The organism is Streptomyces sp. NPDC059897, from assembly GCF_042730865.1.
Taxonomy (GTDB): Bacteria; Actinomycetota; Actinomycetes; order Streptomycetales; family Streptomycetaceae; genus Streptomyces.
The window spans coordinates 1-13,917 of record NZ_JBHWKQ010000076.1 but is presented as its reverse complement, the minus strand read 5'-3'; the positions used below and the strand labels follow the sequence as shown (position 1 = coordinate 13,917).

Below are 13,917 nucleotides of genomic sequence, written 5' to 3'. Positions count from 1 at the left end.
GCGAGGCCCGGCCCTTCCACTGGACCAAGACCGCAGACCAGATCATCGACCGCATCTGCCGCTACTGCTCACGAATCTCCGGACCAGCTCACTAGAGCCCGCCTTTCGGACGAGAGCCCGCGGGGTCCGGGGCAGAGCCCCGAACCCCCGGTGCCGCGTACGGGCAACGGTTGCCCCCACCACGGGTAACCTCACACCCCATGCGCACCCTCCTCGTCACCGGCCCCGGCGGCGCCGGCCGCACCACCGTCGCCGCCGCCACCGCCCTGCAGGCCGCCCGGCAGGGACTGCGTACGAGGCTCATCACCGCGGACCCCGTGGGTGAGGTCGAGGACGTCGACGTCACCCGGCTCACCCCGGCCGACGACTTCCGCCGCGACCTCCTCGCCCTCCAGGAGCGCGCCGCCTCCGGCCTGGAACTCCTCGGCGCCGCCCGGCTGGACGCGGACGAGATCACGCCCCTGCCCGGCAGCGAGGAGCTCGCGCTGCTGCGCGCCCTGCGGGACACCGCCGAGGACCCCTGCGACCTGGTGGTCGTCGACCTGCCGCCCGCGCACCGCGCCGTCGCCACCCTCGCCCTGCCCGAACAGCTCCGCCGCTATCTGCGCCGCCTGCTCCCCGCGGAGCGCCAGGCCGCGCGCGCCCTGCGCCCCGTCCTCGGCAAACTGGCCGGGGTGCCGATGCCCGCGCAGTGGCTGTACGAGTCCGCCGCCCGCTGGGACGCCGAACTCGCCGCCGCGCAGGCCGTGATCGACGCCGGCACCACCCGCGTACGGCTCGTCGCGGAGCCCACCACGGCCGCCGCCGAGACCCTGCGCACCACCCGGGCCGGCCTCGCGCTGCACGGGCTCGCCGTGGAGACGGTCGTCGCCAACCGGATGCTCCCCGACGGCTCCACCGACCCGTGGCTCGCCGACGCCGCCGCCCGCCAGCGCAAGGTCGTCGCCGAGTGGCCCGGCGCGCACGAGCTGCCCCACCTGGGCCGCGACCCGCGCCCCGAGGGCCTGGACGTACCGGTGCCCGCGACCGTGCCGGGGCCCCGCGACCCGTGGCCCGTGGAGGACCGGCTCGGCGAGGACGGCGTCCTGGTGTGGCGGATACCGCTGCCAGGGGCCGTACGGGAGGAGCTGAGCCTGGTGCGGCGCGGCGACGAACTGGTCGTCGGCGCGGGCCCGTTCCGGCGCGTCGTCCCGCTGCCCTCCGCGCCGCGCCGCTGCACCGTCGCGGGCGCGGGGCTCGTCGACGGCGAGCTGCGGGTCCGCTTCGCCCCCGACCCGGATCTGTGGCCGCAGACCCGGTGAACGGGGCGCACCCGTTCGGGTAACGTCGAAGGGGTAACCGGTCCAGCTCTCCGCAGGAGTCAGCCGTCATGAGCGACGCCACCGAGCAGCCCGCCCACCAGGTCGACGCAGACGCCTGGGAGAAGGCGTGCGCCGAGGATCTCGAGGAGGAGCGGGCCCGCCGCAGGTCCGAGTACGGGCCGCCGCCCGGGTCCGCCGCCGAGGAGCTGAAGAAGCTCGTCGACGCCGTCACGGACAAGCTCTCGTCCGTACAGGCCCCGTTCCTCGGCTCGGTCGCCCAGGGCACCGCCGAGCAGGTCGCCAAGCAGGCCGTACGGCAGGCCCGCTCCGTGATCGAGCCGGTCATCGACCGCAACTCGGACGTGTTCGACCACCTGGCCGCGGCGGGCAACGAACTGCTGGCCGCCTACCGCTCCGCGGTCGAGGGCCAGGAGGGCCGCTGGACCCAGCGCACCCAGGACCCCGCGCAGCCGAAGGACACCAAGGACGCCCAGGACCCCAAGGACGAGGGGCCGGGCGGCGGGGAGCACATCGACTTGGACTGACCCCTGCTCGGTTAGGGTGGGCCATAGCGGGGCTCGACCGAACTGAGGGATTCATGGGACTCACCATCGGCGTCGATATCGGCGGCACGAAGATCGCGGCCGGCGTGGTCGACGAGGAAGGCAACATCCTCTCCACGTTCAAGGTGCCGACGCCTTCCACGCCGGACGGCATCGTTGACGCGATCGCCTCGGCCGTCGAGGGCGCCAGGGCCGGACACGAGATCGTGGGCGTGGGGATCGGTGCCGCCGGGTACGTCAACCGCCAGCGCTCCACCGTGTACTTCGCGCCGAACATCGACTGGCGCCAGGAACCGCTCAAGGAGAAGGTCGAGGCGCGCGTCAAGCTGCCCGTGGTCGTCGAGAACGACGCGAACGCGGCGGCCTGGGGCGAATACAAGTTCGGCGCGGGCAAGGGCCACCGCAACGTCATCTGCATCACGCTCGGCACCGGCCTCGGCGGCGGCGTCATCATCGGCAACAAGCTGCGCCGCGGCCACTTCGGCGTGGCCGCCGAGTTCGGCCACATCCGCATGGTGCCGGACGGCCTGCTGTGCGGCTGCGGCTCGCAGGGCTGCTGGGAGCAGTACGCCTCGGGCCGCGCGCTCGTGCGCTACGCGAAGCAGCGGGCGAACGCGACGCCGGAGAACGCCTCGTACCTGCTCTCGCTCGGCGACGGCAGCCCCGAGGGCATCGAGGGCAAGCACATCTCCACGGCCGCCCGCGAGGGCGACCCGGTGGCCGTCGACTCGTACCGCGAGCTGGCCCGCTGGGCCGGCGCGGGCCTCGCCGACCTGGCCTCGTTGTTCGACCCGTCGGCGTTCATCGTCGGCGGCGGCCTCTCCGACGAGGGCGAGCTGGTCCTCGACCCCATCCGCAAGTCGTACAAGCGGTGGCTGGTCGGCGGGAACTGGCGTCCTGTCGCCGATGTGATCGCCGCCCAGCTGGGCAACAAGGCGGGCATGGTCGGCGCCGCCGACCTCGCGCGGGAGCCCGACCCCGTCATGTGACGCACATCCGTCAAGTGACGTACGTACGCACCCGGTGCCCGTCGTTCCCCGTGGGAGCGGCGGGCACCGGCGTATCTTGATCTTCATGGACTCCGGCTCGCCCCGCGAAGAACGCACCGAACTCCCCAAGTCCCTTACGGAATCGGACGGTTCGGCCGTCATCCGTGTCCTGAGCTACAACATCCGCTCGATGCGGGACAGCCCCGTCGCCCTCGCCCGCGTGATGAAGGCCTGCGCCCCCGACCTCGTGCTGATCCAGGAGGCGCCCCGGTTCTTCCGCTGGCGCAAGCACCTCGCCCGGCTCGCCCGCGCCTCCGACCTGGTGATCCTCTCCGGGGGCGGCAGCGCGGCGGGGCCCGCGCTGCTCTGCTCGCTGCGGGCCACCGTCGAGCGCACCGAGGACGTGCTGCTGCCGCTCACGCCCGGTCTGCACCGGCGCGGCTTCGCGACCGCCGTCGTACGGTTCGGGGACGCGCGGCTCGGCGTCGTCAGCTGCCATCTGAGCCTGCAGAAGGACGAGCGGTACGCGCAGGGCGGGATGCTGCTCGACCGGGTCGAGGCGATGGAGACCTCGGGGGTGCCGCACGTCGTGGTCGGCGGCGACCTCAACGAGCGGCCCGGCGGGCGCACCTTCCGGCGCCTCGCGCGCGCCCTCAACGACGCCTGGGCGACCCGGCCCTGGGGCGGCGAGTACACCTCGACCCCGGACGATCCCCACCAGCGCATCGACGCGATCCTCGCCACGAAGGGCATCGAGGTGCTCGGCTGCGGGGTGCCGGACTTCCTGGACCGGGACGAGCTGAGGGCGGCCACCGACCATCTGCCGGTGCTCGCCGCCCTCCGGGTGCCCGCCTCGTAGCCTCAGACCACGGCGCCGCGGCCCGGGTCGTCGCCGTCCTCGTCGTCACCCGGGGACATCCGGGCGACCAGCGTGCCGAAGCCGCCGAGGAAGCCGCCGATGCACAGCGTCGCCAGCCACCACGTCATGTCCCAGCCCAGCAGCACCGCGAGGAGCAGCAGGACCGGTCCGCCGACCACCGCGAGCCAGGCGAACCTGGCCGTGACGTCCCCCTCCGGCAGCGGGGGCGGCTCCGGCGGGACGAAGTGGCCCTCGTCGGCAGCGTCGAAGTCGTCGTCCGAGGGTTCGGGCGCCGTGTGGTCGCGGGGGCCGGGGGCGAGGTTCGGGGCGAAGGAGACAGAGGAGCCGAGGGGGCGCTGCTCGCCCTGGTCCCGGTTCTGATCCGGCTCCGGCTCGTCCTTCTTCGCGGCGCCCCGCTCCGCGTCGGACGGCTTGCCCGGGGCGTCGTTCGTCTCCGGTTCGAGCAGGGCCAGGTCCTCCACCGACTTGAAGGGCTTGGCGCCCGGCGGGTCCGGCGGCTCCTCCCCATAACCGGCGACGATCGCCTCCCACGCCGCGTCCTCGTCGCTCGGCAGCAGCGGGTCGTGCGACTGCTCGCCGGTCTCCTCCTGGCCGTGCGGCTCCGGGCCGTCCGGCCGCTCGGATCCGCCCCGCTCCTGCTCAGTCACCGGTGGTCGTCCCTTCCACGCCCGCGCTGGGGATCTTGCCGACTTCGGGGGCGAGCCGGTCGAAGAACGCGTAGCTCTCCTCGAAGATCCGGTCCGCGTCATGGTCCAACGTCGCCACGTGGTAGCTCTGTTCCAGCAGGATCTCCGTGACGTCCGTGGACGAGACACGGCCGAGCACGCGCGCGGAGTCGGCGGGCGGCACCACGTGGTCGTCCACGCTGTGCAGCACCACCAAGGGCTGGGTCACCTGCGGCAGTTCACGGTCCACGGTCCGGAAGAAGATGCGCAGCTGGTGCGCCGCGTGCAGCGGAACCCGGGGGTAGCCGACCTCCTCCACGCCCTCCTTGGCGATGTCGCTGGTGATGCCCTTGACCGTCCGTACGACATGCCGGGCGAACGGCAGCGCGTACGCGGACAGGCCGTGCACCTTGTTCCCGGGGTTCACCAGGACGAGGCCCGCGATCTCGTCCCCGTGCCTGGCCGCGAGGCGCAGGGCGAGCGCGCCGCCCATCGACAGGCCGCACACGAAGACCTTGGAGCAGCGCTCCCTGAGCTCGCGCAGGGCGCTGTCCACCTCCGCGTACCAGTCCTGCCACGCGGTCACGGCCAGGTCCTCCCAGCGCGTGCCGTGGCCCGGCAGCAGCGGGAGCGAGACCGTCAGGCCGCGCGCGGCGAGGTAATCGGCCCAGGGCCGCAGCGACTGCGGCGATCCGGTGAATCCGTGACAGAGGAGGACGCCGACCTCGCCGCCTTCATGGCGGTACGGCTCGGCTCCAGGAAGGACCGGCACCTTCGGTCTCCTGTTCATCAGATGCGGAGGGGGCTCAGGAACGTGCACCTCACGGTACGCGACCGCACTGACACCGACCAGGGTCGTCGGGCCCTGGAGCGCCCCCGCGGGTGCTGTGTCTTCCCGGGGGACAACCCCCGGACCCCCGGCCGGACAAGCAGGTCGGCCAGGGTCATCGGGCCCCGGAGCGCCCCCGCGGGTTAAGGTCGGTTCCTCGGACTGGTCCGGTACGAGGTCCGGGCACTAGGGAAGGCAGAGGGTTGATCTACGGCGCAATGAAGGTGGCCATCGGAGGGCCGCTGAAGCTCGGTTTCCGGCCGTGGGTGGAGGGCCTCGAGAACATCCCCGCCGAGGGACCCGCGATCCTCGCCAGCAACCACCTCTCGTTCTCGGACTCGTTCTTCCTGCCGGCCGTCCTGGACCGCAAGGTCACCTTCATCGCGAAGGCCGAGTACTTCACCACCCCCGGGGTCAAGGGCAAGATGACGGCCGCCTTCTTCAAGGGCGTCGGCCAGCTGCCCGTGGACCGCTCGGGGTCGCGGGGCGCGGGCGAGGCCGCCATCAAGAGCGGCATCGAGGTCCTGGAGCGCGGCGAGCTGTTCGGCATCTACCCGGAGGGCACGCGTTCCCCCGACGGCCGCCTCTACCGCGGCAAGCCGGGCGGCCTCGCGCGCGTGGCGCTGTCCACCGGCGCCCCCGTCATCCCCGTCGCCATGATCGACACGGAGAAGATCCAGCCCCCGGGCAAGGTGATGCCGAAGCTGATGCGGCCGGGCATCCGCATCGGCAAGCCCCTCGACTTCAGCCGTTACCACGGCATGGAGGGCGACCGCTTCGTCCTCAGGGCTGTCACCGACGAGGTCATGTACGAGATCATGAAGCTTTCCGGCCAGGAGTACGTCGACGTGTATGCGACAGCCGCGAAGCGGCAGATCGCGGACGCGGAGAAGGCCGCGGAGAAGGCGGCCAAGGCGGAGAAGGCCGAGAAGGAAGCGGCGAAGAAGGCGCTGGAGAAGGAACGGGGCGGCTCGTAGCCGCGTCGTTCCCCAGAAGTGCCGAGGGCGGGGGACAGAGGACATGGGGAACACGGTCGGGCGCGAGCGGGTCGTGCGGATGTCGGTCGAGCAGCCGCTGTGGCGCGCCCTCACCGGTTACCGCCTGCTGACCCTCGTCTACGCGATCGGGCTCTTCGGCTCCTCGTACGAGGTGTACGAGCGCCCGTGGGTCGGCGTGGCCTACTTCGTGGTCCTCGCGGGGTGGACGCTGGCGACGCTGCCGCAGGTGTCGGGCGCCCGGCGCTGCACCAAGCGGTTCCTCACCGCCGACCTCACGATCGCCGTCGCGGGCATCCTGCTTTCGCCGGTCGCCGGGCACGAGCGGGCCGTCACCGGAGGGGCCACGCTGCCGTCGATCTGGACGGCGGGCGCGGTCCTCGCCTGGGCGCTCAAGGGCGGCTGGCGCTGGGCGGCCGGCGCCTCCCTGCTCGTCGGCGTCGCCAACGTGGTGCAGCGCGGCGACATCACCCGCGGCCTGATCCACAGCGTGCTGCTCGTCTGCATCGCCTCCATCGCGATCGGCTACGTCGTGGAGGTGGCCCGCGCCTCCGAGCGCACCCTCGCCCGCGCCCTGGAGATCGAGGCGGCCACCCGCGAGCGGGAGCGGCTCGCCCGCGACATCCACGACAGCGTGCTCCAGGTCCTCGCGATGGTGCAGCGCCGCGGCACCGCGCTCGGCGGCGAGGCGGCGGAGCTCGGCCGGATGGCGGGCGAGCAGGAGGTCGCGCTGCGCACGCTGGTCGCCGGGGGCCTGGTGCCCGCCTCGCGCGCGTCCGAGGACGCGGAGGACGGCGCGGTCGTGCGGACGGTGCTCGAACCGGAGGAGCCGGCCGACGACGAGGGCGCGGGCCCGAGCGACCTGCGCCCCCTGCTCGCCGGGCACGCCGGTGGACGCATCACTTTCTCGGAGCCGGGCGCCCCGGTGCCGATGCGGCCCGCCGCGGCCCGCGAACTGGCGGCCGCTGTCAGTGCCGCCCTGGACAATGTGCGGCGGCACGCGGGCGCGGACGCCAGCGCGTGGATCCTCGTCGAGGACGAGCCGGACGCGGTGATAGTGACGGTGCGGGACGACGGTCCGGGCATCCCGGAGGGCCGTCTCGCGCAGGCCGAGGGCGAGGGCCGGCTCGGCGTCGCCCTGTCGATCCGCGGCCGGCTGCGCGACATCGGCGGCACCGCCGAGCTGATCTCGATCCCCGGCCAGGGCACCGAGGTCGAACTGCGCGTACCGAAGAAGTAGTGGTGGAAGAGCCCTTGCGGGCCACGGGGGAAGGCAGGACAGGAACGATGAGCGAACAGCAGCAGGGCGACGGGCGCGCGGCGGTCAAGGTCATGGTGGTCGACGACCACCCGATGTGGCGCGACGCCGTCGCCCGCGACCTGGGCGCGGCCGGCTTCCAGGTGGTCGCCACGGCGGGCGACGGCGAGCAGGCGGTGCGCCGCGCGCAGGCCGCGGGCCCCGACGTCCTCGTCCTCGACCTGAACCTGCCGGCCAAGCCCGGCGTCCAGGTGTGCAAGGAACTCGTCGGCGCCGACCCCTCGCTGCGCGTCCTCGTCCTCTCCGCGAGCGGGGAGCACGCCGACGTGCTGGAGGCGGTCAAGTCCGGCGCCACCGGCTATCTGCTCAAGTCCGCCTCCACGGACGAGCTGATCGACGCGGTGGGGCGCACCGCCGCGGGCGACCCCGTGTTCACGCCGGGCCTCGCGGGCCTGGTCCTCGGCGAGTACCGGCGGCTCGCCTCCGACCCGGCCCCGGCCGGTGACACCGACGAACCGGGCGCCGCGCCGCAGCTCACCGACCGGGAGACCGAGGTGCTGCGCCTCGTCGCGAAGGGTCTGAGCTACAAGCAGATCGCCGAACGCCTCGTCATCTCGCACCGCACGGTCCAGAACCACGTGCAGAACACCCTCGGCAAACTCCAGCTGCACAACCGCGTGGAGCTCGTCCGGTACGCGATCGAGCGGGGTCTGGACGACGACTGACCCCGCGCGGGAGAGTGGCCCCCAACCACTCGCCGTGACAAGGGAGTTGCGCCATGAGGGTCGGAGTCTTGACCGGAGGCGGTGACTGCCCCGGACTGAACGCTGTCATCCGGGGCATCGTGCGCAAGGGCGTCCAGGAGTACGACTACGAGTTCGTGGGGTTCCGCGACGGCTGGCGCGGCCCCCTGGAGAACGACACCGTCCCGCTCGACATCCCCGCGGTGCGCGGCATCCTGCCCCGCGGCGGCACCGTCCTCGGCTCCTCGCGGACCAACCCCCTCCAGGCCGAGAACGGGATCCGCCGCGTCAAGGAGAACCTCGCCAAGCAGGAGGTCGAGGCCCTCATCGTGATCGGCGGCGAGGACACCCTCGGCGTCGCGGCGAAGCTCTCGGACGAGTACGGCATCAAGACCGTCGGCGTACCGAAGACAATCGACAACGACCTCTACGCCACCGACTACACCTTCGGCTTCAACACCGCCGTCGGCATCGCCACCGAGGCCATCGACCGGCTGCACACCACCGCCGAGTCCCACATGCGGGTCCTCGTCGTCGAGGTCATGGGCCGGCACGCGGGCTGGATCGCGCTGCACTCCGGTCTGGCGGGCGGGGCCAACGTCATCCTCATCCCGGAGCAGCGCTTCGACGTCGACCAGGTGTGCGCCTGGGTCACCTCCCGCTTCCGCTCCTCGTACGCCCCGATCGTGGTCGTCGCCGAGGGGGCGATGCCGCGCGACGGCGACGTGGTGCTGAAGGACGAGTCGCTCGACTCCTTCGGCCACGTACGCCTCTCCGGCGTGGGGGAGTGGCTCGCGAAGCAGATCGAGAAGCGCACGGGCAAGGAGGCGCGGACCACGGTCCTCGGCCATGTGCAGCGGGGCGGCACACCGTCCGCCTTCGACCGCTGGCTGGCCACCCGGTTCGGGCTGCACGCCATCGAGGCCGTGCGGGACGGGGACTTCGGGAAGATGGTGGCGCTGCGCGGCACGGACATCGTGCGGGTGCCGATCGCCGACGCGACGTCCCGGCTGAAGACCGTCGATCCCGCTCTGTACGAAGAGGTGGGGGTCTTCTTCGGCTGAGCCGTACGGCCTGGATTGGCTTAGGCTCGCGCACATGGAGATTCTCGCTTTTGGTGTGCAATCCGATGAAAAGCCCCTGATCGAGAAGGCCTTCGACGGCCACCACGACGTCCGCTGTCTCGACGTGTTCCTCAACGAGGACACCGCGCCGATCGCGGCCGGCTACGAGATCATCTCCACCAGCGTCAACGCCACCCTGAACAACCGCGTGCTCCAGACCCTCGCGGCCGGCGGCACGCAGCTGATCGCCCAGCGCTCCACGGGCTTCAACAACATCGACCTGCAGGTCGCCGAGCGGCTCGGCCTGACCGTGGCGCGCGTCTCGTACTACTCGCCGTACTCGGTCGCCGAGTTCGCCTGGACCCTCGCGATGGCCGTCAACCGCCGCATCGTGCGGGCCAGCAACCGCACCCGCGACTTCGACTTCAGGCTCGACGGGCTGATGGGCCGCGACCTGCGCGGCCGCACCGTCGGCGTGCTCGGCACCGGCAAGATCGGCGAGGCCTTCACCCGGATCGCGCACGGCTTCGGCATGAACCTGCTGGGCTGGGACGTCGCGGAGAACCCGAACTGCACGGCCCTCGGCATGAAGTACGTCGACAAGGAGCGGCTGTTCGCCGAGGCCGACGTGATCAGCCTGCACGTGCCGCTGCTGCCCGCCACCGAGCACATCGTCGACGCCGCCGCGCTGCGCACCATGAAGGACGACGCGATCCTGATCAACTCCAGCCGCGGCGGCCTCATCGACACGAAAGCCCTGGTCAGCGAGCTCCGCGAGGGCCGCTTCGCGGGCGTCGGCCTCGATGTGTACGAGGCCGAGGCGGGCCTGTTCTTCCTCGACAAGTCCCTCGACGTCGTCGAGGACGACACCCTGGCCCGCCTCGTCACGTTCCCGAACGTCCTGGTCACGTCCCACCAGGCGTACTACACAGCGGACGCCGTCGGGCAGATTATCGAGACCACCGTGCGCAACGTCCTCGACTATCAGGCGGGCCGCCGCTCCGAGAACGTGCTGGTGCCCGCCGAGTCCAGCAGCTGACCGAGCAGCTCCCGCACGATCCCGGCGCCGCGCAGCGACAGCACCGACTCCGGGTGGAACTGGACGCCCGCGAAGGAGGGCCCGCGCAGCGCGTGCACCTCGCCGCTCGTCCGGTCCCGGCTGACCTCCACGTCGTGCGCCGCCAGCTCGGCCGCGGTCTCGTCGTCGCAGGACGCCACGAAGCTGTTGTAGAAGCCGACCTTCTCGGTCCGCCCGAACACCTCGACGTCGGTCTGCGCGCCCTGGTACGGCACCTCCTTGCGGACGATCTCCAGGCCCAGCTCCGCGGCGATCAGCTCGTGGCCCAGGCAGACACCCAGCACGCCGTGCTCGTGCCCGCGGATCACCTCGGCGGCCAGCGAACGCAGGAAGCGCATCTTCGGGTCGGTGAGGTCCGAGGGGTTCCCGGGGCCCGGGCCCAGCACGATCGGCCCCTCGTGCGCGAGGGCCGCCTCCCGGAGCCCCTCCTCGTCGTAGCGCCGCACGGTCACGTCGAGCCCCGTCGAGCGCAGCACGTGCGCGAGCATCGCGGTGAACGTGTCCTCGCCGTCGATCACGAGCGCGTGCCCGGAGAGCTCGTTCTCGCGCTTCTGCATCCGCAGCCAGAACGGCGCCAGGGCCGCCCGCCGCCCGTCGAGCGCGGCCCGCACCCGCGGGTCGTCGGCGAGCGGCGCCCGCGCGCCCTCGCCGCGCGGGCGCGCCGGACGTACGCCCAGCGCGGCCAGCACCCCGGCGGCCTTGGCGTGCGTCTCCGCGACCTCGCTCGCCGGGTCCGAGCCGCGTACGAGCGTCGCGCCGACCGGGACGCGGAGCCGTCCGGCGGCGTCGATGTCGGCGGTGCGGATCAGAATGGGGGAGTCGAGGGTCTGCGCCCCGCCCGCGTCCCGGCCGACGAGCGCGAGCGCGCCCGCGTAGTAGCCGCGGCCGCCGACCTCGTGCCGCTCGATGACGCGGCAGGCGTTCTGCACGGGGGAGCCGGTGACGGTCGCCGCGAACATCGTCTCCCTGAGCACGTCCCGCACGTCGAGCGTCGACCTGCCGCGCAGCTCGTACTCGGTGTGCGCGAGGTGCGCCATCTCCTTCAGCCGGGGCCCGACCACGACTCCGCCCATGTCGCCGACGGTGCACATCATCTTGAGCTCCTCGTCGACGACCATCGACAGCTCCTCGATCTCCTTGCCGTCGGCCAGGAAGTCGAGCAGGTGCTCCGGCATGGGGCCCTCGGCCGGGTAGCGGTAGGTGCCGCTGATCGGGTTCATGACGACGGTGCCGCCCGACATCCGCACGTGCACCTCGGGGCTGGCGCCGACCAGCGTCCGCTCCCCGGTGTGCACGACGAACGTCCAGTACGCGCCCCGCTCCCCGTCGAGCAGCCGCCGGAACAGCGCGAGGGCGTCGGCCCGCGAGAAGCCGTCGATGGCCCCCTCGTACGTCCTGCGGATCACGAAGTTCGCGCCCTCGCCCTGCCCGATCTCCTCGCGCAGCACCCGGCCGACGATGCCCGCGTACGCGTCGTCGTCGACGTCGAAGCCGCCGTCACGGACCTGGACGTCGTGCGTCGGAAGCTGGTCCAGGGCCTCGGCGAGCGGGATCTCGTACGACTCCTCGGGGGTGAGGACCGAGAGCGGGGTGCCGTCGTCGCGCACGTCGAAGCCGCGTTCGCGGATCTGCCGGAAGGGGACGAGGGCGAGCCCCTCCGGGATGTCGGCCAGGTGTTCGTACTCCGCGACCGGGCCGATCAGGACCTCGACCGTGTCGGCCTCGCGGCCGGGGGTGCGGCGGCGCAGGAGGGCGAAGGGGCGGTCGTCGGTGAGCAGCGCGTCGAGCATCGGGTTCCTTCCAGGGACTGGGGAGTCGTTTCGGGAGGAACAGCCGGTGTCGGTGTCGGAAAACACTGAAGGCCGCCCCTCGGGCGGCCTTCGCGGTTTCAGGTACGCGCAGTCAGTGGGCCGCCGGATGTGCGGTCCACCACCAGGTGCGGTGCAGCGATTGCGCGAACATGAGCGTCACCGTACCCGATGCGGTGCGGCGGGGCTCAGACGTGTCGCGTCCGTCTCAAAAGATGAGCGGGGGAATGGACGGGCGACGCGACCCCGTAATGTTTACGAGGTGACCGTGAACGCTAAGACCAGCGCGAGCGCTGGCAACACCTGGCGAAACCTGCCCGCGGCGCAGCAGCCCGAGTACCCCGATGCCGAGGCTCTGCGCGATGTGATCGCGGACCTCGAATCGTATCCGCCGCTCGTCTTCGCAGGCGAGTGCGACCAGCTGCGCAACCGCCTGGCGGCCGTCGCCAAGGGAGAGGCGTTCCTGCTCCAGGGCGGCGACTGCGCCGAGGCCTTCGACGCCGTTTCCGCGGACCACATCCGCGCGAAGCTGAAGACGCTGCTCCAGATGAGCGCCGTCCTCACGTACGCGGCCTCCGTGCCCGTCGTGAAGATCGGCCGCATCGCCGGCCAGTACTCCAAGCCGCGCTCCAAGGGCACCGAGACCCGCGACGGCGTGACCCTGCCGACCTACCGCGGCGACTCGGTCAACGGCTTCGAGTTCACCGAGGCCGCGCGCGTCCCGGACCCCGAGCGCCTGAAGCAGATGTACAACGCGTCGGCCTCCACGCTCAACCTGGTGCGTGCCTTCACCACCGGTGGCTACGCGGACCTGCGCCAGGTGCACGCCTGGAACCAGGACTTCGTGAAGTCGTCCGCCGCCGGGCAGCGCTACGAGCAGCTGGCCCGCGAGATCGACAACGCGCTGAACTTCATGAAGGCCTGCGGCACCGACCCGGCCGAGTTCAAGGCCGTCGAGTTCTACGCCTCCCACGAGGCGCTGCTGCTCGACTACGAGTCGGCGCTGACCCGCGTGGACTCGCGTACGGGCGATCTGTACGACGTCTCGGGCCACATGGTCTGGATCGGCGAGCGCACGCGTCAGCTCGACCACGCGCACGTCGAGTTCGCCTCGAAGATCCGCAACCCGATCGGGATCAAGCTCGGCCCGACGACGACGGCCGAGGAGGCGCTGCAGTACATCGAGCGCCTCGACCCCGACCGCGAGCCCGGCCGGCTGACCTTCATCGTCCGCATGGGCGCCGACAAGGTCCGCGACAAGCTGCCCGAGCTGGTGGAGAAGGTCACGGCGTCCGGCGCGCAGGTCGTCTGGATCACCGACCCGATGCACGGCAACACGTACGAGGCGGCCTCCGGTCACAAGACCCGGCGCTTCGACGACGTGCTCGACGAGGTCAAGGGCTTCTTCGAGGTCCACAAGTCGCTCGGCACGCACCCGGGCGGCATCCACGTCGAGCTCACCGGTGACGACGTCACCGAGTGCGTGGGCGGCGGCGACGAGATCTTCGTCGACGATCTGCACCAGCGCTACGAGACGGCCTGCGACCCGCGCCTGAACCGCAGCCAGTCGCTCGACCTGGCGTTCCTGGTGGCGGAGATGTACCGCGACCAGTGAGCCCGGTTCGCCGTAGGTAACGCCGTGGGGGGGGGGGGGGGGGGCCCCCCCCCCCCCCCCCCCAGAGTTGTGAGAACCCCCCCCGGCGGGGGTTTGTGGTTGTTTTGTTATAAAAAAAAAAAAACCAGA

The 13,917-nt window shown here is 71.9% G+C and carries 14 protein-coding genes; 10 read left to right on the top strand and 4 right to left on the bottom strand.

Annotated features, from left to right (window positions below; genetic code table 11):
* The first annotated feature begins 200 nt into the window (after positions 1–200).
* From ACFV9W_RS38785 to ACFV9W_RS38770, 4 genes are all read left to right on the top strand, one after another.
* Entirely contained in the window at positions 201–1,301 is a 1,101-nt protein-coding gene (locus tag ACFV9W_RS38785) for an ArsA family ATPase (protein ID WP_385770776.1), read from the top strand.
* A gap of 68 nt (positions 1,302–1,369) precedes the next feature.
* On the top strand, positions 1,370–1,846 hold the full coding sequence (locus ACFV9W_RS38780) for a DUF5304 domain-containing protein (RefSeq protein WP_385770774.1): 477 nt from the start codon (positions 1,370–1,372) through the stop codon (positions 1,844–1,846).
* Positions 1,847–1,899: 53 nt separating this feature from the next.
* Positions 1,900–2,853 (top strand): ROK family glucokinase, encoded by a 954-nt coding sequence (locus ACFV9W_RS38775; RefSeq protein ID WP_385770772.1) that lies wholly within the window; start codon positions 1,900–1,902, stop codon positions 2,851–2,853.
* Between the two features lie 85 nt (positions 2,854–2,938).
* Positions 2,939–3,712 (top strand): endonuclease/exonuclease/phosphatase family protein, encoded by a 774-nt coding sequence (locus ACFV9W_RS38770; RefSeq protein ID WP_385770770.1) that lies wholly within the window; start codon positions 2,939–2,941, stop codon positions 3,710–3,712.
* 2 nt (positions 3,713–3,714) lie between these two features.
* On the opposite strand, the gene ACFV9W_RS38765 is transcribed toward ACFV9W_RS38770, so the two are convergent.
* Positions 3,715–4,482, bottom strand: a complete 768-nt coding sequence (locus ACFV9W_RS38765; protein WP_385770768.1) for a hypothetical protein — start codon at positions 4,480–4,482, stop codon at positions 3,715–3,717.
* Complete coding sequence (locus ACFV9W_RS38760) at positions 4,373–5,170, bottom strand: alpha/beta hydrolase (protein WP_385770766.1); 798 nt, start codon at positions 5,168–5,170, stop codon at positions 4,373–4,375. The genes ACFV9W_RS38765 and ACFV9W_RS38760 overlap by 110 nt, the downstream gene beginning before the upstream one ends.
* 263 nt (positions 5,171–5,433) lie before the next feature.
* Between ACFV9W_RS38760 and ACFV9W_RS38755 the strand changes: the two genes are divergently transcribed.
* From ACFV9W_RS38755 to ACFV9W_RS38735, 5 genes are read left to right on the top strand one after another with little or no spacing between them, the layout of a single operon-like run.
* Entirely contained in the window at positions 5,434–6,204 is a 771-nt protein-coding gene (locus tag ACFV9W_RS38755; RefSeq protein ID WP_385770778.1) for a lysophospholipid acyltransferase family protein, read from the top strand.
* A gap of 43 nt (positions 6,205–6,247) precedes the next feature.
* Positions 6,248–7,462 (top strand): MacS family sensor histidine kinase, encoded by a 1,215-nt coding sequence (gene macS, locus ACFV9W_RS38750; RefSeq protein ID WP_385770764.1) that lies wholly within the window; start codon positions 6,248–6,250, stop codon positions 7,460–7,462.
* 47 nt (positions 7,463–7,509) lie between these two features.
* Entirely contained in the window at positions 7,510–8,205 is a 696-nt protein-coding gene (locus tag ACFV9W_RS38745; protein ID WP_385770762.1) for a response regulator, read from the top strand.
* Between the two features lie 53 nt (positions 8,206–8,258).
* Entirely contained in the window at positions 8,259–9,287 is a 1,029-nt protein-coding gene (locus ACFV9W_RS38740) for a 6-phosphofructokinase (protein WP_385770760.1), read from the top strand.
* Between the two features lie 34 nt (positions 9,288–9,321).
* On the top strand, positions 9,322–10,326 hold the full coding sequence (locus ACFV9W_RS38735) for a 2-hydroxyacid dehydrogenase (protein WP_385770758.1): 1,005 nt from the start codon (positions 9,322–9,324) through the stop codon (positions 10,324–10,326).
* On the opposite strand, the gene ACFV9W_RS38730 is transcribed toward ACFV9W_RS38735, so the two are convergent.
* On the bottom strand, positions 10,272–12,155 hold the full coding sequence (locus ACFV9W_RS38730; RefSeq protein ID WP_385770756.1) for an anthranilate synthase family protein: 1,884 nt from the start codon (positions 12,153–12,155) through the stop codon (positions 10,272–10,274). The two genes, ACFV9W_RS38735 and ACFV9W_RS38730, sit on opposite strands and share 55 nt — an antisense overlap.
* 112 nt (positions 12,156–12,267) lie before the next feature.
* The gene (locus tag ACFV9W_RS38725) at positions 12,268–12,327 is read right to left on the bottom strand and encodes a trp operon leader peptide (RefSeq protein WP_356388850.1); all 60 of its coding nucleotides are present in this window, start codon (positions 12,325–12,327) and stop codon (positions 12,268–12,270) included.
* A 108-nt stretch (positions 12,328–12,435) separates the two neighbouring features.
* Here ACFV9W_RS38725 and ACFV9W_RS38720 point away from each other — a divergent pair, with 108 nt between their 5' ends.
* Complete coding sequence (locus ACFV9W_RS38720) at positions 12,436–13,788, top strand: class II 3-deoxy-7-phosphoheptulonate synthase (RefSeq protein ID WP_385770754.1); 1,353 nt, start codon at positions 12,436–12,438, stop codon at positions 13,786–13,788.
* The last annotated feature ends 129 nt before the right edge of the window (positions 13,789–13,917 follow it).